Raw genomic sequence first — 19,439 nt, forward strand, 5'->3', positions numbered from 1 at the left:
GACGCGCCACGCCGCGGGCAAGCTTCGTGATCTGTCCGGAACGCCCCTTACCCTGCCCTTCGTCGGCGGGGAAAGGGTTTTCCTCATGGGACTGGTTGTCCTCATGGGATCGGTTGTCCTCATGGGATCGGGGGAGGGGGACGAGTCCGTGCACAGCGTCATCGTCGTACCACCGGCTTGCGCCGGGCCGGACGATCAGATCAGGATCGCCACAGGTGAACGTCTCGCCTTCGGCAGGGCGGGAACCGGCGGCGGTCTCACCATCGCGCACGACGGGGTGCCCCGGGTCGCCGGGGAGATCACCGCGCACCGGAACTTCTGGCTGCTGAGCAACCTCAGCGAACACCAGACCTATGTGGTCGAGAACCCCGAGGGCGCCGGGGAGCACATCAAGGTCGTCCCGGGCCGGGTGGACGCCCCCGTGCCGTTCGAGTTCTCGCGCGTGGTCCTGCCCGCGGCGGGCGATCTGCTCGCCTTCGACGTCTGGGCACCGCGCCACGCCTTTCGCAGTGTGGCGCGCACCGGACTCTCCGGCTCCGTCACCACCCCGGCCTTCGCCCTCGATCGCACCAAGCGGTACTTCGTGGTCCTGACCGCCCTGTGCGAACCCCGGCTGCGCGGCGAACCGCACGCCCCGCTGCCGGCGGTCGAGCAGCTGGTGGAGCGCCTGAGGTCGGTCTGGCCGGCGGTCACCAGGTCCGCGGTCTACTGGAACATCGACTACCTCGCCGTCAAGCTGCGGCTACGGCCCGGCCCCGACACGGCCGACCCCGGACAGCGCGTCAACGGCAAGAAGGAGTCGCTGGTCTCGCTCGCGCTGCGTTTCGATCTGGTCCGCGAGGACGACCTGGTCGTGCTGACCGCCGCGCCGAGCGAGGTGGCCGGATGACCGGGCAGCAGCCGCACGCGGTCCCCGTACCGCACGGGTACCGCGTGGGCCACTGGGAGGTACGGGAACCTCTCGCCTCGGGCTCCTTCGCGACCGTGTACGCGGGCAGGCCGACCGGCGAGGCGGATCCGGCCCTGCCCCGCCGGGCCGCCCTGAAGTTCCTGCCGACCGGCACCCGCACCCCGCGTCAGCTGCGTCATCTGCGCGAACTGGCCGAACGGGAGGTGGAGGTGCTGGCGCGGCTGCGGGCTCCCCGCCTCATCCGCATGTACGAAACGCTGACCGTCGACGACCCGGACCATCCCGAGCTGGACGGGGCCACCGTCATCGTCCTGGAACGGGCCGAGGGCTCTTTGGACACCGTCCTGGAGCACGACCCGAAGCCTGAGGCCGGGCCCGCGACGCTGGCCCAGGTCTGTGAGGGCCTGCGTCAGCTGCACCATGCGGGCTGGGTCCACGGCGACCTGAAGCCGGCCAACGTGCTGCTGATGAAGGACGCTTCGGTGCGCCTGGCCGACTTCAACATGGCGGCGGAACTGGACGGCACCCACGCCTACGCGCCCGCCTTCGCCACGCCCGACTACACCCCACCCGAGCTGCTGTGGCCGGAGATGGACGAGCGGGGCACCCGGATCCGCCCGTCCGCCGACATCTGGGCGTTCGGGGTCCTCGCCCACCTCGTCCTCGCGGGTTCCTTTCCGCTGCCCGGCGGCAGCACGCAGGCACGCACCGACGCGGTGACGCGCTACGCGCACGGCGCCGAGGAATTGCGCCTGTCTCCCGAACTGCCGGAGCCCTGGCGGGAGATCGTCCTGGCCTGCCTCGCCCCCACCCACACGGAACGCATCACGGCGGAAGCTCTGCTACGACGCGTGGAGCGAGCGGCGCACGCCCCGCGCTCGGGGCGCCTGCCACGCCTGCGCCCCCGCCCCTGGCACCGGCATCCGGTGGTGTCGGCGATGCTGGCGGCGGCGCTGGTGCTGCCGACGGCCCTGGTGGGCGGAGCGTACGCACACGTCAACCACGACGACGGAACACCGGTGTACGAGGCCCTGCCCGCCGCGTCGAGGGCCCCGATCAGCACGGACGGCAAGGTGTCCGTCGGCTACGACCGCTGCCCGCGGGACAGCGTCTGCTTCTTCAGCGAGCACAACGGCTGGGGTGACATGTGCAGTTGGCGGGGCGACGACGCGAACTGGCAGGCGGGCGAGGAGACGTGCGACTGGGCGGCCGACGGCCCCGTCCGCTCGATCTTCAACAACCTCGCCGGGAATCGGCGGAACCACGACGTGGCCTACTACCGCGGCACGGACTTCGAGGCGGCCGGCTACGACCGCAGCCGCGAGGCCCAGCGCACCGGCTGCGACAGGGTCAACTCCATGGACAACCTGGCAGGCACGTACGCACCGCACTCGCACCGGCTGGTCGACAGCTGTGCGAGCGGTGAGACCACGACGTGGGGCAGGTTCCTGTCCCTGTTCGAATGAAACAGGGACAGGAACGGATGAGCCTTACGGATAGAGCGTGTGGACGTTGGCGGTACTGCAGTTGCAGTCCTTGTGCTGCGAGGCCTCGATCTTGTACACCGGGCTGCGCCTGGTCGCCGTCGAGGTGCTGCTGGCCCAGGTGCCCCACGAGCCCTGCACCTTGATCCGCACGTAGGCGTGGCCCGCGCAATCCCCATCGGTCTTCTTGGTGGTGGTGGCCACGTGATCGCTGACCTTGCCGACGTACGTGGTGTCGTCGGAGCAGTTCCGGCTCCAGGTCTTGTTGGCATCAGCCGTCGCCGGCGCGGCCGCGAACATCGTCACGCTCAGCGCCGCGACGCCCAGCGCCGCCCCGTACTTGACTCGCGTCAGTGTCATGCTTTCTCCCCGTTTCCTGTGAACGACCGGGGCATCGGCAACTGCAAGCCCCGACCACAGTCTGCAGGGCGCTCGCTTCCCGCCGTACCTACAACTTTGCAGGTTCCGCCTGCGTCAGAGGCCCTGGTCAACATCCCCGCCTACGGCAGCACCGACAACTGCATCACCGCCGAGGGCGCCTCCGGCTCCCACGTGGAGGCGATCCAGAAGGCGCTGGGCCTGGAGGACGACGGCGTGTACGGCCCGAAGACCCGCGACAAGCTGAAGTGGCGCAGCACCACCGGCCACTGCGGCACCCTTCCGTAGCCGCGAGCGCACATCCCCCGGCCGCCTCACGCGGTAGCCTCACACCAACTGACGGGACACGAGTGGCCGTTGGGGAAGAGCAGCACTCGGGGGATCCATGACCGACCACCGGCAGCCCATGCCATCACCCACCCCGGCGGCCGTCGACGCCGCTCTGGTGCAGGCGGGCGCCACCCCGCTGAAGCCGACCGCCCCCGCCCGCATCGGCCCCTACGTCCCCCTCGGACTGCTCGGCAGCGGCGGCATGGGCCACGTCTACCTCGCCCGCCCCGCCGACAACACCCCGGGCCTCGCCGCCGTCAAGGTGATCCGCCCCGAGTACGCCGAAGACCCCCGCTTCCGGCGGCGTTTCGAGCGGGAGGCCGCCGTGCACGGCCGGGTCCACACGCCGCGCACGCCGCAGCTGCTCGGCACGGGGTTCGACGACTCGCTGCTGTGGATGGCGACGCAGTACCTGCCCGGCCTGGACCTCGCCGAGGCGGTGCGTGAGTGCGGCAAGCTGGAGCGCGCCGGGGTGTGGCGGCTGGTCGGGGACATGGGGCAGGCCCTGTCGGCACTGGCCGCCGCCGATGTCGTACACAGGGATCTCAAGCCGTCCAACGTGATCCTGTCCCCGCAGGGCGCCCACGTCATCGACTTCGGCATCGCGCGGGCCGCCGACAGCAGCGCGATCACCTCGACCGGGAGCCGGGTCGGCACGCCTGCCTTCATGTCGCCCGAGTATCTGCGCGAGGGCCGCTGCGACACCGCCTCCGACGTCTTCTCCCTCGCGGGAAGCCTGATCTACGCCGCCACCGGGCACGCCCCGTTCGGGGACGGCACGGGCGTCGACGTGATGCACCGGGTCGCGTTCGAGGAGCCCAAGCAGGACGTCATGGCCGAACTCACCGCCGTGGAGCCCGGGTTGGCCGCCCTCCTGACCGCCTGCCTTGCCAAGGATCCCGCCGGGCGTCCCACCCCGCGGCAGCTCACCGACGCCGCCACGGCAGCCGGTCACGGCGGCGCAGCCGTCTGGCACGAGCCGCTGAGCGCCCGGCTGCTGGCCCGACGGCAGGCCTGCGAGGTACTGGAAGGTGTCGCCGTCCAGGAGACCGCCCGGGCGCCCCTGAGTTCGCAGACCTCCCGGACCTCCCAGGAGACGGTCCAGTTGCGACTGCCCGGGGAGCGTACGGCTGTCCCCGCCCCGGAGGACGGGCGCAAGCGGCGCAAGCGGAGGGCATACGTCGCCGGCGCCGCGGGTCTCGCCGTGTGTGCCGTCGCCGCGGGCGCCTTCTTTCTCACCGGCCCGTCCATCGACGAAACGGCCCCGGCGGCGGCGACGTCGGCCGGCAGCACCGCCCCCGACGACGCGCGGGGCGCTTCCCTCCCCAGCTCCTCCTCGTCGCCCTCCCGTGACAAGGAGAGGGCGGAGGAGAAAGGCAAGGACACCGACGCGAAGGCGTCGGCCGCCGCCGAGTCGGCCGGCCCGAGCGCCTCCGACGGCGGCGGCGCGGGCGGAACGCAGGCCACGCCCGGCGACGAGGCCTCCGCCCCCTCCGACGGCGAGGAGGGCGGCAACGGGGGCGGGGGCGCCCCGACCGCCACCCCCACCAAGACCGCCACGACGCCCGCCACCCCGCCCTGGATTTCGGACTGCGCCTACTACGGCGGCACCGAACTCACCGACCGGGGCGACAAGGGTCAGCGCGTCGTCCAGGTCCAGTGCATGCTCAGCAAGCGCGGCTACAGTGTCGGCGGCTCGGGCGTGGACGGAGAGTTCGGCGCGGACACGGAGTCCGCGGTCAGGCTGTTCCAGAGCGACAAGGGGCTGGAGGTCGACGGCGAGGTGGGGCCCAACACCTGGGCGGCGCTGCGCAGTTCGACGTAACGGCGACAGACGCGGGTGAGGGGCGGGCCGCATGTGCTGCTCGCCCCTCACCCATGCCGGCTCAGTGGAAGAAGTGCCGCGTCCCCGTGAAGTACATCGTGACGCCGGCCTTCTGAGCGGCCTCGACGACCAGCTCGTCACGGACCGAACCGCCGGGCTGGACGATGGCCTTGACGCCGGCCTCGCTCAGGACGTCGATGTTGTCCGGGAACGGGAAGAAGGCGTCTGAGGCGACGTACGCGCCCCGGGCCCGCTCGGCGCCGGCCCGCTCGACCGCGAGCTTGCAGGAGTCCACCCGGTTGACCTGCCCCATGCCCACGCCCACGGACGCGCCGCCCTTGGCGAGCAGGATGGCGTTGGACTTCACGGCCCGGCAGGCCTTCCAGGCGAAGGCGAGTTCGGCCAGTTCCCCGGCGCTGAGCGCATCGCCGGTCGCCAGGGTCCAGTTGGCGGGATCGTCGCCGCCGGCCTGGAGGCGGTCGGTGACCTGGAGGAGGACGCCGCCGTCGACGGCCTTGACCTCGACGTCGTTCTTCGGGCCCTCGGGGGCGCGCAGCACCCGGATGTTCTTCTTCTTGGCGAGAGCCTCCAGGGCCCCCTCCTCGTAGTCCGGCGCGACGATGACCTCGGTGAAGATCTCGGCGACCTGCTCCGCCATCTCCTTGCTGACCGGGCGGTTGACGGCGATCACACCGCCGAACGCCGACAGCGGGTCACACGCGTGTGCCTTGCGGTGCGCCTCGGCGACGTCCGCGCCGATCGCGATGCCGCAGGGGTTGGCGTGCTTGATGATCGCGACGCAGGGCTCGGCGTGGTCGTACGCGGCACGGCGGGCGGCGTCCGTGTCCGTGTAGTTGTTGTACGACATCTCCTTGCCGTGCAGCTGCTCGGCCTGCGCGAGACCGCTCCCGCTGCCGTCGACGTACAGGGCCGCCGGCTGGTGCGGGTTCTCGCCGTAGCGCAGGGTGTTCTCGCGCTCCCAGGTGGCGCCGAGGAAGTCGGGGAACTGCGACTCGTCGGCGGGGGCGTAGGAGGAGGCGAACCAGCTCGCGACGGCAACGTCGTACGCCGCCGTGTGCTGGAAGGCCTCGGCCGCGAGCCGCTTGCGGGTGGTGAGGTCGAAGCCGCCGTCGCGGACGGCCGCGAGGACGTCGGCGTAGCGGGCCGGGCTGGTGACGACCGCGACCGACGGGTGGTTCTTGGCGGCGGCGCGCACCATCGACGGACCGCCGATGTCGATCTGCTCGACGCACTCGTCGGGGGTGGCGCCGGAGGCGACGGTCTCGCTGAACGGGTAGAGGTTGACGACGACGAGGTCGAAGGGCGCCACGCCCAGCTCGTCGAGCTGCTGCCGGTGGCTGTCCAGCCGCAGGTCGGCGAGGATGCCCGCGTGCACGCGCGGGTGCAGCGTCTTGACGCGGCCGTCCAGGCACTCGGGGAAGCCGGTGAGCTCCTCGACCTTGGTGACCGGGACACCGCCCGCGGCGATCTTCGCGGCCGTGGAGCCGGTGGAGACGAGCTCGACACCCGCCTCGTGCAGGCCGCGCGCGAGGTCTTCCAGACCGGTCTTGTCGTAGACGCTGACGAGCGCCCGTCGAATGGCCCGCTTGTTGCTCTCGGCGGTCACTGGATAACTACCTTTCGTCCCTCAATGCGATAGCCGTTGCGGGCGAGCCGCCCCACGACCTCGACGAGCAGCCTTCGCTCGACTTCCTTGATGCGCTCGTGCAGAGCGCTCTCGTCGTCCTCGTCCCGGACCTCGACCACGCCCTGAGCGATGATCGGCCCGGTGTCGACGCCGTCGTCGACGAAGTGAACGGTGCAGCCGGTGACCCTGGCGCCGTACGCGAGCGCGTCGCGGACGCCGTGGGCGCCGGGAAAACTGGGCAGGAGCGCGGGGTGGGTGTTGACGAACCGCCCGCCGAAGCGCGCGAGGAACTCCTTCCCCACGATCTTCATGAACCCGGCGGAGACGACGAGATCGGGCTCGTAGGCGGATACGGCCTCGGCGAGCGCCGTGTCCCACTCCTCCCGGCTGCCGTGGTCCTTGACCTTGCACACGAAGGTGGGCAGTCCCGCCCGCTCGGCCCGCGCGAGCCCCTCGATGTTCTCGCGGTCGGCGCCGACGGCCACGATCTCGGCGCCGTACGCCTCGGAACCGACGGCGGCGATCTCGTCGAGCAGCGCCTGCAGATTGGTGCCGGATCCGGAGACCAGCACGACGAGGCGCTTGGCCACGGGCTTGGCGGCCACGGTGGGGCCCTTTCTCGGGGGTGCGTTCTTCATGCGGCCGACGGCATGTAGGTTCGCGTCCGTACGTCTCACATCTGTACGTTCATACGAATGCATCGCACCCCCGGATACGGGGAAGTCTACGAAGCAGCCGACCGTCAGCAACGATACCGGCACACCGGAAGGCCCCCACGGGACGGGGGCGTGGCCGGAAGGTAGCGTCTGGGGCGAGCGGGCTCGGGAACGCGGTCGTCGTGCGGTGCGTTCTTCGTGTGACAGCTCAGAACAGCCAGCCTTATCGCCTAGGGGAAGACGCTCACTTGATGCCGGACCGCAGCCTGCGACTCCTCACGTTCCCGCCGCACCCGGTGCAGGGAGGGGAGCACAGCGGCGTGCTGCTGCGGGAGCGCCCCACCTCACCGCCCGACGCGCCTTCGGGCGGACAGGACGGCGACGAGCGGGGCCGCGGCCAGGGGCAGGACGACAACCCCTTCGCACCGCCGCCGGAGGGCACCCCGGACCGCCCGTGGCAGCCGCGCCGCCGCCCGTCGGGTGAGGACGACGGCTCGCAGGACTCCGACGAGGGCAGAGGCCGCTCGCCGTGGGGCAACCAGTGGAGCGACCGCCAGCCGGGCCGCTCCCCCGACGGCTTCGGCGACAACTCCCGACGCGGGCAGGACGGCCCCGGCGGTCCCGGCCCCGGCCCCAACCTGCGCTGGGACCCGACCGACCCGGTCCAGCGCCGCGCTCGCTACGCACTGCTGTCCGGCATGTGGGCCTTCTTCTTCGCCCTCTTCAGCTGGCCGTACGTGGCCCTGCTCCTGGGCGCCCTGGCCCTCTACTGGGGCATCAGCAGCCTCCGAGCCAAGCCCCGCACCCCCGACCCGAACACCCCGACCCCGCCGCGCCCCACCGGCCGCCCCCAGACCACAGCAGCAGTAAGCGGTCTGGTCACAGCCTCCCTCGCCATCGCAGTGGTCGCCGCCGGCTTCACGGCGCAGATGGTCTACAGCGACTACTACACCTGCACGAACGACGCCCTGACGACCGCGGCGAAGCAGGCGTGCGAGGAGCATTTGCCGGAGGAGCTGCGGGGGATTCTGGGGACGGGGGACTGAGGGACGCGGATGCCCTCCGCTGACGCCACTCCTCGACGCCGGTCCAGGCATCCCAGCCCATCCGGCGTTTGAGGACGAGGCCCGCACCATCCCTGACCCCCACCCACCCACGGGCGCTGCACCCCTGCACTTCAGCCCGCCCGGCGTTCGAGGCTGACCCCCACCCACCCACGGGGGCTGCCCGCCTGCATTTCAGCCCGTCCGGCGTTTGAGGACGAGGCCGTTCAGGCCGACAGCGGGGGTCTGAGGGCGGCAGCCCCCAGGGCCGGGGGGCGAAGGGGCAGCGCCCCTTCAAGGACGGGAAGGGCAGGGGCGGCGGGGGCGAGATCCGCTCCGTCACGGCGACGCCCGCTCCTCGGGTGCCTCCGGCGGATCCGACACATCCTTCATCGCCGCCCAACGCGCCTCACGCGAGTCATCGTCGCCCCACGGCGAGGGCGCCGACCCCGACTCCAGCTCAGGCTCGGGCTCAGGCTCCGCCACCCCCGCGACCGGCACCTCGGCAGGCAAAAAGTCGTCCGGCTCGAACGTCGTGTCATGGTCATACGCCCCGTACGGAACCCCCTGCCCCTCACCCCCGTACGCCCCGTCCTCGTCAGCCACCACCCCCCGACCGTCCTGGTCCTGCACCAACGCCGTGAACGGCCCTTCCTGCACGAAGGCCGACCGCCCCGCCGTCTCCCCCGTCTCCCCCGCCGCCGCCTCCACCCGAGGCCGACCGATCCGAGCCCCCTCCGTCTCACCAAGCCGCCCCGCCCGCCGCCCCAGGTGGCACCGCCACCCCCGCACCACCACAGCCACCGGAACCGCCACCACCGAGACCCACCCCAACGCCGCAGCCCCCACCTGCCACCACACCGGCCCGAACTCGGCGAGCGCCCCCCGCCCCAGCGGCCCGCCCGACAGCGCGGCCAGCTCGGCGACGACGACCGCGCAGAACACGGCCGCCAGCAAGGCAACCCCGGCGGTCCGCCCGGGCGCCCAGGCCACGGCCGGCGCCTGCCCGCCCCCGGACCGAGCCCGAAGCCCGTCGCCCCACCCCGCCGCGAACCACCCCACGACCACCCCCGCCACGACCGGCACCACTCCCACCCCCACTGCACCGGCCCCCCGACCCCAGCGTCCGGCACCGCCGCCAGCAACGGAAGCGGCGGCAGCAACGGCGCCGGCGCCGAGGACAGCGGCCCCACCACATGCCCCGTCCCGAGCACGAACCCCGGCCCGAGGGCATACGCCGCCGCCCACACCGCCGCGTTCGGCACGAGCGCCACGCACAACAGCAGCACCCCGAACCGCCCCGACCACCCCTCCGTCAGCTGCAGGAACGACCCCCGCGCCGCCGCACCGTGCCACACCAGCGACCCACCCACCAGCAACGCTCCACCCGCGACGAGCGCCGCCGCACCGGCCCCGGCCGCCCGGGCCGCCGCACCGAGACGGGCGGGCGCCTCCGCCTCGGGAACCAGCCGCCGTACCCGCGTCGGCATCACGCCGAGCACACCGTGGGCCGCCTCGGGCCGCCGTTCGCACGCCATCCACACGCCCACCCCCGCCGCTCCCATCGCGAGGAGGGGCACGCACACCCCGGTCCACCACCACGACGGCCGCAGCTCACCGCCCGCCGCGTACACCGCCGCCCCCACCCCGACCCCGAGGTACCCGAGCACGACACCCGCCCACGCCGTACTGCCCGACACCAGCGGCGCCCCGTCACCACCGTCCGCCGCCGCGTCCCGCGCCGCCCGGTACACCAGCCACACCGGCAGCATCAGCATCAGCAACGGCGTGACGCCCACCGGCGCGGGGAGACCGGAGAGGGTGTCGGTGCGGACCAGTTCGGCACCGTGCGCCAGCAGCCACAGCACAGCGGCGACCTGCAGCGCGCTCCCCGGTCCCTTGTCCGGATACGGCGAACTGACCCACAGCACCATCACCACCACGGCGATCACACCGAGCCCCAGCCCCGCCGCGACCGCGCCGCCCAGAAGGCTCGCGCCGAGTCCAGGCGTGCGGTACCGAAGGCGAGTGAGCAGGGAGGACAGGGGCGTTCGACGAGCCGTCATCTCGATCACGCCCGCAATGCTCCCAACGACACGCGCTTTCCCGTCGTAACAGGCGAACCTCCGAAGTGTCGCTCAATATACGTTTATGTACTTTTTCGCACGAAGGGGCGTACGGTGACGCAGAGCCCCGCATCCCCGCTTCCCTCGCCCGAGGAACGCCGACGCCTGCGCGAGGCCGCTTCATTGACGCAGGCTCAGGTCGCGGCACGGGTGGGCGTCAGCCGCGAGACAGTACGCGCTTGGGAGAACGGCCGTACGACACCACGCGGCCAGAGGAGGGAGGCGTACGCGCACCTGCTCGCCTCTCTTGCGGAGGAGACGGCGGAGGAGACGGCGGAGGAGACGGCGGAGAAGTCGGCACAGCAGTCGGCACAGGAATCAACGGAAGAGACAGAGGCTCAGAACGCCACGGGAGGGCGCGACATGACGGTAGGTCAGGGTGCCCGCGAACGGGCCGACACAGCCGTACGGACTGCCGTACCGGCGGCCGACCCCACCGAGGTCGAGGCACCGCCGCCCGAAGCGCGGGCCGAACGCCCCCTCTCGCCCGCCCAGGCCTTCGACGCGCTCTACGCCTTCTGCGCCCCGGCCCTGGTACGGCAGACCTACCTGCTCACCGGGCGCCGTGAACTCGCGCGCGAGTCGGTCGAGCGGGCCTTCGAACTCGCCTGGCAGCGCTGGCCCGAGGTGGCCTGCGACCCGGACCCGGCGGGCTGGGTGCGGGCGACGGCGTACGATTTCGCCCTCTCCCCCTGGCACCGGTTCCGCCCGCGCTACCGGCACCCCGAACCCCCACCGTCGAACGCGTCCGACCGCGCCCTGCTGAACGTCCTCCTCGAACTCACCCCGCCCCAGCGCCGCGCGCTGCTCCTTTACGACGGTGTCGGCCTCGATCTGCCCGAGACGGCGGCGGAGACGGAGGCGACGACACCTGCGACCGCGAACCGTCTCCTCAACGCCCGCGCCGCGGTCGCCGCCCGCCTCCCGGACCTGTCCGACCCCACCGAACTCCACTACCGCCTGGTCGAACTGGCCTCCACGGAGCGTCTGCGCGCGGCCAAACCGGCGGTGGTACGCGACGGCAGTGAGCGCCGGGCCCGCTTCTGGACCCGCGCGGCGATCGCCTTCACCGTGGCCCTCATCGGCACGACGGCCCTGACCCTGCGCACGGCCCCGACCCAGTACGAGCCACCGGTGCCGCCGGGGGAGACAGTGCTCGGCGTGCCGCCGAGGGTGGCGCCGGGTCCGCTGTCGGAGAAGGAGCAGAAGCTGCGCGCGAAGCTGCGGGCACAGATGCAGCACGGCCCGGAGAGACTCGCACCGCAGCCGGAGTGAGCTGCGTGGACGCCGGTGGGCCCGCCCCCACGCAGGGGACGGGCCCACCGGATGTTGCGCTTGGCGCCTGTGAAGGTCAGCCGCCGAGGATCTCGCGAGCCAGCTTCGCCGTCTCGGTCGGCGTCTTGCCGACCTTGACGCCGGCGGCCTCCAGGGCCTCCTTCTTCGCCTGGGCGGTGCCGGACGAACCGGAGACGATGGCGCCGGCGTGGCCCATGGTCTTGCCCTCGGGCGCGGTGAAGCCGGCGACGTAGCCGACGACCGGCTTGGTCACGTTCTTCGCGATGAAGTCCGCGGCCCGCTCCTCGGCGTCGCCACCGATCTCGCCGATCATGACGATCAGGTCGGTGTCGGCGTCGGCCTCGAACGCGGCGAGCGCGTCGATGTGCGTGGTGCCGATGATCGGGTCGCCACCGATGCCGACTGCGGTCGAGAAGCCGATGTCACGCAGCTCATACATCATCTGGTACGTCAGCGTGCCGGACTTCGAGACCAGGCCGATACGGCCCGGCTTGGTGATGTCGCCCGGGATGATGCCGACGTTCGACTGGCCCGGGGTGATGATGCCGGGGCAGTTCGGGCCGATGATCCGGGTCTTGTTGCCCTTCTTGCCGGCGTACGCCCAGAACGACGCCGAGTCGTGCACGGCGATGCCCTCGGTGATGACGACGGCCAGCGCGATCTCGGCGTCGATGGCCTCGACGACGGCGTCCTTGGTGAACTTCTCCGGCACGAAGATGACGGAGACGTTGGCGCCGGTCTTCTCGATGGCCTCCTTGACGGTGCCGAAGACCGGTACCTCGGTGCCGTCGAAGTCCACGGTCTGACCCGCCTTGCGCGGGTTCACGCCGCCCACGACCTCGGTGCCGTCACCGAGCATGAGCTTGGTGTGCTTCATGCCCGTGGCGCCGGTCATGCCCTGGACGATGACCTTGCTGTCCTTGTTGAGCCAGATAGCCATGGTGTGTTGTGTCCTCGTCCTGAGTGCTTACTTGGCGGCGTGGGCCAGCTCGGCGGCCTTGTCGGCCGCGCCGTCCATGGTGTCGACGCGCTGGACCAGCGGGTGGTTGGCGTCGGTGAGGATCTGTCGGCCGAGCTCGGCGTTGTTGCCGTCGAGACGGACGACGAGCGGCTTCGAGACGTTCTCGCCGCGGTCCTCGAGGAGCTGCAGGGCCTGGACGATGCCGTTGGCGACCTCGTCACAGGCGGTGATGCCACCGAAGACGTTGACGAAGACGGACTTGACGTCCGGGTCGCCGAGGATGATCTCCAGACCGTTGGCCATGACCTGGGCGGAGGCGCCACCGCCGATGTCCAGGAAGTTGGCCGGCTTGACGTTGCCGTGGTTCTCACCGGCGTACGCGACGACGTCCAGGGTGCTCATGACGAGACCCGCGCCGTTGCCGATGATGCCGACCTCACCGTCGAGCTTGACGTAGTTGAGGTTCTTCTCCTTGGCGGCGGCCTCGAGCGGGTTGGCCGCGTCCTTGTCGTGGAGCTCCTCGTACTCGGGGTGGCGGAACTCGGCGTTCTCGTCGAGCGACACCTTGCCGTCGAGGGCGATGACGTCACCGGAGGCGACCTTCGCGAGCGGGTTGACCTCGACGAGGAGGGCGTCCGACTTGATGAAGGTGTCCCACAGCGTGATGAGGACGTTCACGACCTTGTCCGCGACCTCGGCCGGGAACTTGGCTGCCTCGACGATCTCGCGGGCCTTGGCCTCGTCCACGCCGTCGATGGCGTCGATCGCGATCTTGGCGACGGCCTCCGGGCGGGTGGCCGCCACCTCCTCGATCTCCATGCCGCCCTCGACGGAGGCGATGGAGAGGAAGGTGCGGTTGGCACGGTCGAGGAGGAAGGAGACGTAGTACTCCTCCAGGATCTCCGGGGCCGTCTCGGCGATCATCACCTTGTGGACCGTGTGGCCCTTGATGTCCATGCCGAGGATGTCCGTCGCGCGGGCGACGGCCTCGTCCGCGGTGGCGGCGAGCTTCACGCCACCGGCCTTGCCACGGCCGCCGACCTTCACCTGGGCCTTGACGACGGACTTGCCACCGAGACGCTCGGTGGCTGCGCGGGCCGCCTCAGGCGTGTCGATGACTTCACCGGCCAGCACCGGTACATCGTGCTTGGCGAAGAGGTCCCTCGCCTGGTACTCGAACAGGTCCACGCGCTTCCGTCCCTATCAGTGATCTCGCGGTTCGTTGGATGCGTGGGCGTGCCGCGAAGGGCAACGTGACGTCCGCTGTCACAAGGGAGGCGCACACGGTGTCCGAGCGCGCGGCATGTCCGTCTCGCAGGTTATCTCTGCTTGAAGGAGGCCCCTAAATCGAGGGTCACACCTGAGCGGTGATACCTGTCACATGATGCCGCGATCAGCGGAGATCACTGGCACGGCGTGCCGACCGTGAGGCACGCGGAAGGCGGGACGGGAGGACCTCACCGGGTTGGGGTTGACCCGGTGAGGTCCCACGAAACAGCCCGTAGGGGCACGAATGGGCCGCCCCTGTGGGCTCTGGCCGGGTGATCCCCACCCCAATGGGGATCACCCGGCCCGTCCGCGGGGTTCCGGTCGGCACAGCCGACGGCATTCGGCCGCCCGGCCCGTCTGCCCCGCGGAGTCGGTGGGGAGCGGTGCGTCAGATGCGGTACGCGCCGCTCTGGGGAGGTCGTGCCGGACCTCGTTCCGCAGGCCGCGCTGGAGATCGCGCTGGAGGTCCTGCGCGTAATCCGGCGTGACCGACCGGCCGACCTGCTGCACACCGGCGGCGGCGTTGCCGGCCAGCGGGCCCGCCGAGTCGCGGACCGTGCCGGTCAGGCCCTCGGCGAAGGGCGCGGCCTGCCCGGCGACGCCGTGCACGAAGGGGTCGACCTCGCCGACGACACCGCCCGCGAAGGGGTCGACTTCGCCGACCACGCCGTACGCCAGCGTTGTGGCGCTGCCGCCGACGCCCCGCACGACCGGCTGGACGGTGTCCACGACCGTGTCGACGACGGGCCGCACGGCACCGGTGACGCCGTACGCGAACGGCGGCACCTCCTCCGTGACGCCCTCGGCGAGGGGCACGGCCTGCCCGGCGACTCCGTGTACGAGCGGGGCGACCTCGCCGACGACACCGCCCGCGAACGGCCGGACCTCGCCGGCCACGCCGTACGCCAGCCCGCCCGCATCCGCGACGGCCTGCCCCGCGACCGGCACGACACCGTGCACGGCCGTGTCGGCGACGGGCGGCAGGACCGCACCGGTGACGTCCGCGGCGACCTGGCCGACGAGACCGGTGGCGTACGGGGGTACGTCCGTGACGGCACCCCGCACGACCGGCTGCACGTCGGCGACGGCGCCGGGGGCGATGGGCCGGACGTCGCCGACCGCGCCGTGGGCGAGGTACTGGACGTCGCCGACCACCCCGTGGGCCGTCGGCTGCACGCCCTGAACGACCCCGCCGACGACCGGCTGGACCCCCTGGACGGCATCGGCGGCGACCGGCTGGACGCCCGTGACGGCCTGCCCGGCCAAGGGGTGCACATCAGCGACGACGCCGTACGCCAGCGCGGTCGCGGCGCCGACCGTGTGCGCGCCGGTCCGGGCGACCCCGCCCACGGCGCCGTGGGCGACCGGCACGGTGCCGTCCACTGCATGCCCGACGACCGGACGCACGCCGGTCACCGCACCGCCGGCCACCGACTGGACGCTGTCCACCGCGTTCGTGGCGACTGGCGTCACCCCGGCCACGGTGTGGGTGGCGGCGGGGACTACGCCGAAGACGGTCTGCTCGGCGGTCGGGACGACGCCCTCGACCGCCTGGCCTGCGACGGGCAGTACGCCGTTCACGGCCTGGGTCGCGATCGGCGGTACGGCCGCGTCGGCGGTCTGCGCGACGACCGGGGTGACCGTGCCGGGGATGGCACTGACCGTGCCGACGACCCGCTGCTCGACGCCGCCGACCGTGCGGCCGGCCGTCCCGGTGACGTGGCTCGGAACGGCGGCGATGGAGGCCTCGGCGGCCCTCTTGGCGGCGGTGGCCTTGCCGGTGGCGGCCTTGCCGGTGGCGGTGGCCTGCGTGACGGTCGTCGTCCCCGTGGCCCTGGCCTGGACTTCGGCCGCGGAGGCCTGGGCGACGCCCTGCGTGCCCCGCAGCTTCGTCTGGGTGGCGGCGAGCGCCTCCTCCAGCTCGGGGGCGAAGGCGGCGAGGGGGCCGAAGAGGTAGTCGATGGTGCCCGGGAGCTGCGGGGTGTGCCGGTGTGCGCTCCTGAGATCGGTGACGGCAGCAGCGGCGGCGGTCGCGGAGACGTGGGCCTCGGCCTGCGCGGCAGCCTGCGCCGCCGACTTGTCCGCGCGGGGGGCCCTGGCGGCCGCCGGGACCGAGACGTTGGCGTCGACGTAGCGGGGCGCTTTCTCGGCGTCGTTCGTGTTGTTCGCGGGCGCGGTCCTGGCGGTCTCGTTGACCGTGCTGGTGGCGTCGTCGGTAACGCCGGTGACGCCGGTGACGGTGCTCGTCACGTCGGAAACGACGCCGTCAACGGTGCCGTTGACCGCTCCGAGCAGCCCGGGGGCATCGGTCGCGTCGGTTGCTTCGGTTGCGTCGGTTGCTTCGGTTGCGTCGGTTGCGTCGGTGGTCGTGTCCGGTACGGAGAGAGTGGAGGCGTGCAGTTCGTCCGCGCTGGCGGCGGCCGAACCGAGCGCCCACGCGCCGGTGACACCGGCGGCTATGACGATCGAACGGCGAATGTTCTTGTTCATACGTGCGTCGGATCCCTAGATCTTGGGACGGTTTGGGGACATTCCGGCAGCGGTTCCGGTAGCGGTCCAGGAAGTTGAGGACCAGCGGTACCGGCTACGGCTCCGGCGGCTTCCATCCGGAAAGATCCAGCGATGTCCAGGGGGACATCGAGAACTGGGGTGAGGTCCGGACGGACTGGCATACGGGCGGATGGGCAGACCTGCTTCCGCCCCGCGCGACAGGTCTACGGGGGGAGAGCCGGCCGACTCGGCCTAAGCGGGGGAAACCGGAATGTCCCGGTGCCTGTCCTGGATCTCGTCCGCCTCGACACGGGCGGCGGCACCGGGCACCAGCCGCAGCGGCGCCCGCCCGTTCAACGAGACGGCATGCGTGTCCCCGTGGCGCGACGAGTTGCTATCCCCCGCCGAACGGTTCCCCAGCACACGACCCGGGTGATCGACCGGCGCCTGAGGAACGGGGGCGTAACGGGAAGGCCCGGTCGTGCGCGCACCGCTGGACGTCAAGGCATGGGACGCGGCGACATCAGCAACGAATCGGGGGCCGTAGCCGACGCCCCCTTCCCTGCCGGTACGCCCCTTGTCGCCCTGTCCGTCAACGGCCTCGGGCACCTCGGCAACCGGGTGGGGCGTCTCGGCGCCGGGCGCGGGCAAAGTCTGCCCGGGCAGGGCGGGGAGACCGGGGAGGCCTGGGACGCCGGGGAGGGTTGGAGGGTCGGGGAGGGTGGGAAGGTCAGCGCCGGGAAGGTCCGGGAGCGGGAATCCGGGGAGATCCAGCCCCGGCCAGCTGGGCCGACTCGGCCACGCCGGCGACTCGGGCGCCGTCGGCAGCGCGGGCAGCGCAGGCGGCGCAGGCGGCGCAGGCGGCGCAGGCGGCGCAGGCGGCGACGCCAACGGCGGCACCTGCGCCTGCACCTCGGCCAATCCGCCGGTCACCGACTCGGCCACGTCCCCGACCGGCCCGACCACGCGATGCCCCGCGCCCTGGATGACACGCTCGGTCACGGGGCGAAGGACCTGGCCGTCGGTGGGGTGCGGGATCGTGGAGGCGGCGTTGCCGACAACCTGAGCGCGGTGATGGGTAGCTGGAGCCTGCGGCGCCGGATCACCGACAGCCGGGGGCTGCGGAATCGGGGAGAACGGCGAAGCTGCCGAAGGCTGCGGACTTGCCAGAGGCGTCGACGATGCCGGGCCGGCCACAGCGCGCGCTCTCGTCTCCGCCAGGCCGCTCACCAACCGCTCGACCGCGCCCCCCGCCGACGTCCCGACCCCCTCACCCTCCCGCGTCGAAGCCGTGGCCCCGACGACGGCGGAGGGTGCCGAGCCCGGGGGCGACGAGGTGGCCGTCCCCACCGAAGCCCCGTCGGCCGCGTACGCCCTCTCTCCGCAGAGGAGCCCGATCGCGAGCACGCCGGCCACCAGCAGAACCAGCTGCAGCGCACGCCACCCAGCCGCAGTGCGCAGGACACGCAGAGCGGCACCGGGCAACGTGGCCGGCCTAGTCAAGACGGGGAGTCCTCCCGTGCGGCGGAACGAAGTACGCGTGATGAGCAGCGAGTCGATGCGATGCGGTACGGACGAGCGGAGCGCGGCGCACCGCTGAACAGGCGTCCGATACTCGCACGGCCCTCCCGACGTTGCGCAAGCCCTCCGCTCCCGATGCACCTCATGTCCCTTTTGCTGGCTCAAGTCGGGCGTCACCAGGTCGACAAATCGCCAGCCATTCCGGGCCATTCGACCTTCTCGGTTCCTCTCCTCGGATCCCTCCTCCCGCATCTCCTCAGCCCCTTCCTCCCGCAGCTCCTTGTGCACCTCCTCTCAGCCGCTCCCCTCGCCCCGTCTTCCCGTCCCCTCACACCATGTCCGGCACCGGTATCGGTCGCTTCTCGATGGCCGCCGCCATCACGTCCGGGAACAGGTCGGGCGTGCAGGCGAAGGCCGGTGCGCCCAACGCGGCGAGCGCGGCCGCGTGTTCCCGGTCGTACGCCGGTGCCCCCTCGTCCGACAGCGCCAACAGCGCCACGAACTGCACCCCCGAAGCCTTCATCGCGGCGACCCGCTTGAGCATCTCGTCACGTATGCCGCCCTCGTAGAGGTCGCTGATCAGCACGACCACCGTCTCCGCGGGCCGGGTGATCTGCGACTGGCAGTACGCGAGCGCCCGGTTGATGTCCGTGCCGCCACCGAGCTGCGTGCCGAACAGGACGTCGACGGGGTCGTCGAGCTGGTCGGTGAGGTCGACGACGGCGGTGTCGAAGACGACGAGCCGTGTGTTGATGGACCGCATGGACGCCAGCACGGCCCCGAACACCGACGCGTACACCACGGACGCCGCCATCGACCCCGACTGGTCGATGCAGAGAACGACCTCCTTCTTCACGGACTGCGACGCCCGCCCGTACCCGATGAGCCGCTCCGGCACGACCGTCCCGTACTCCGGGAGGTAGTGCTTGAGGTTGGCCGCGATGGTGCGGTTCCAGTCGATGTCGTGGTGGCGCGGCCGGTTGATACGGGCACTGCGGTCGAGGGCCCCGGTGAGGGTGGCCCGTGTGCGGGTGGCGAGCCGCTTCTCCAGGTCCTCGACGACCTTGCGCACGACGGCCCGTGCCGTCTCCTTCGTGGTCTCCGGCATTGCCCTGTTGAGCGAGAGCAGCGTGCCCACGAGGTGCACGTCCGCCTCCACCGCCTCCAGCATCTCCGGCTCCAGCAGCAGCGTGGACAGCCCGAGCCGGTCGATGGCGTCCCGCTGCATGACCTGTACGACGGAGGACGGGAAGTACGTCCGGATGTCCCCGAGCCACCGCGCCACGGCCGGCGCCGACGCCCCGAGCCCTGCCGAACGGTCTTTCCCCGCCGGCGACTTGTCCCCCTTGCCGTAAAGAGCGGTGAGCGCCCCGTCCATCGCGGCGTCCTTCCCGGAGAGGGCGCACCCGGTGCCGTCGGCGTGGTCCCCGCCCAGCACCATCCGCCACCGCCGCAGCCGCTCTCGCGCCGGATCCATCGCCTCGGTCGTCATCGGCACGCTC

At 71.9% G+C, this 19,439-nt stretch carries 13 protein-coding genes and 1 pseudogene; 6 read left to right on the forward strand and 8 right to left on the reverse strand.

The features are described from left to right. Window positions 1-148 precede the first annotated feature (148 nt). Window positions 149-889, forward strand: a complete 741-nt coding sequence (locus tag OHO27_RS15865) for an FHA domain-containing protein (RefSeq protein WP_328430455.1) — start codon at window positions 149-151, stop codon at window positions 887-889. After that, window positions 886-2,376 carry a serine/threonine-protein kinase gene (locus tag OHO27_RS15870; RefSeq protein WP_328424419.1) on the forward strand — a complete coding sequence of 497 codons (1,491 nt, stop codon included), beginning with the start codon at window positions 886-888 and terminating at the stop codon, window positions 2,374-2,376. Before OHO27_RS15865 ends, OHO27_RS15870 begins: the two co-directional genes overlap by 4 nt. A gap of 24 nt (window positions 2,377-2,400) precedes the next feature. Here the strand turns inward: OHO27_RS15870 and OHO27_RS15875 are convergent, their stop codons facing one another. Beyond that, window positions 2,401-2,754: a hypothetical protein gene (locus OHO27_RS15875; protein WP_328424421.1), complete on the reverse strand. Its 354-nt coding sequence runs from the start codon at window positions 2,752-2,754 to the stop codon at window positions 2,401-2,403. A 96-nt stretch (window positions 2,755-2,850) separates the two neighbouring features. Between OHO27_RS15875 and OHO27_RS15880 the strand changes: the two genes are divergently transcribed. After that, on the forward strand, window positions 2,851-3,060 hold the full coding sequence (locus tag OHO27_RS15880) for a hypothetical protein (protein WP_328424423.1): 210 nt from the start codon (window positions 2,851-2,853) through the stop codon (window positions 3,058-3,060). 118 nt (window positions 3,061-3,178) lie between these two features. Continuing rightward, on the forward strand, window positions 3,179-4,927 hold the full coding sequence (locus OHO27_RS15885; RefSeq protein ID WP_328424424.1) for a serine/threonine-protein kinase: 1,749 nt from the start codon (window positions 3,179-3,181) through the stop codon (window positions 4,925-4,927). Between the two features lie 61 nt (window positions 4,928-4,988). On the opposite strand, the gene purH is transcribed toward OHO27_RS15885, so the two are convergent. Together purH and purN are read right to left on the reverse strand one after the other, a co-directional pair. Then, window positions 4,989-6,554 carry a bifunctional phosphoribosylaminoimidazolecarboxamide formyltransferase/IMP cyclohydrolase gene (gene purH, locus OHO27_RS15890; RefSeq protein WP_328424427.1) on the reverse strand — a complete coding sequence of 522 codons (1,566 nt, stop codon included), beginning with the start codon at window positions 6,552-6,554 and terminating at the stop codon, window positions 4,989-4,991. Further along, on the reverse strand, window positions 6,551-7,336 hold the full coding sequence (gene purN, locus OHO27_RS15895; RefSeq protein WP_443059550.1) for a phosphoribosylglycinamide formyltransferase: 786 nt from the start codon (window positions 7,334-7,336) through the stop codon (window positions 6,551-6,553). Before purN ends, purH begins: the two co-directional genes overlap by 4 nt. Window positions 7,337-7,482: 146 nt before the next feature. On the opposite strand from purN, the gene OHO27_RS15900 reads away from it, so the two are divergent. Next, complete coding sequence (locus OHO27_RS15900; RefSeq protein WP_328424429.1) at window positions 7,483-8,277, forward strand: hypothetical protein; 795 nt, start codon at window positions 7,483-7,485, stop codon at window positions 8,275-8,277. A 336-nt stretch (window positions 8,278-8,613) separates the two neighbouring features. On the opposite strand, the pseudogene OHO27_RS15905 reads toward OHO27_RS15900, so the two are convergent. Continuing rightward, a pseudogene (locus OHO27_RS15905) lies at window positions 8,614-10,340 on the reverse strand (cell division protein PerM). Between the two features lie 114 nt (window positions 10,341-10,454). On the opposite strand from OHO27_RS15905, the gene OHO27_RS15910 reads away from it, so the two are divergent. Further along, window positions 10,455-11,675 (forward strand): helix-turn-helix domain-containing protein, encoded by a 1,221-nt coding sequence (locus OHO27_RS15910; RefSeq protein WP_328424430.1) that lies wholly within the window; start codon window positions 10,455-10,457, stop codon window positions 11,673-11,675. Between the two features lie 76 nt (window positions 11,676-11,751). Here OHO27_RS15910 and sucD read toward each other — a convergent pair whose 3' ends face one another. The 4 genes from sucD to OHO27_RS15930 form a co-directional block, all read right to left on the reverse strand. Beyond that, window positions 11,752-12,636, reverse strand: a complete 885-nt coding sequence (sucD, locus tag OHO27_RS15915; RefSeq protein WP_328424432.1) for a succinate--CoA ligase subunit alpha — start codon at window positions 12,634-12,636, stop codon at window positions 11,752-11,754. 27 nt (window positions 12,637-12,663) lie between these two features. Further along, window positions 12,664-13,845: an ADP-forming succinate--CoA ligase subunit beta gene (gene sucC, locus OHO27_RS15920; protein ID WP_328424434.1), complete on the reverse strand. Its 1,182-nt coding sequence runs from the start codon at window positions 13,843-13,845 to the stop codon at window positions 12,664-12,666. 375 nt (window positions 13,846-14,220) lie between these two features. Next, window positions 14,221-16,416: a hypothetical protein gene (locus OHO27_RS15925; RefSeq protein WP_328424436.1), complete on the reverse strand. Its 2,196-nt coding sequence runs from the start codon at window positions 16,414-16,416 to the stop codon at window positions 14,221-14,223. A gap of 1,849 nt (window positions 16,417-18,265) precedes the next feature. Then, on the reverse strand, window positions 18,266-19,429 hold the full coding sequence (locus OHO27_RS15930) for a VWA domain-containing protein (RefSeq protein WP_328424438.1): 1,164 nt from the start codon (window positions 19,427-19,429) through the stop codon (window positions 18,266-18,268). Window positions 19,430-19,439 lie beyond the last annotated feature (10 nt).

Origin of the sequence: Streptomyces sp. NBC_00443, assembly GCF_036014175.1 — a bacterium.
Taxonomy (GTDB): Bacteria; Actinomycetota; Actinomycetes; order Streptomycetales; family Streptomycetaceae; genus Streptomyces.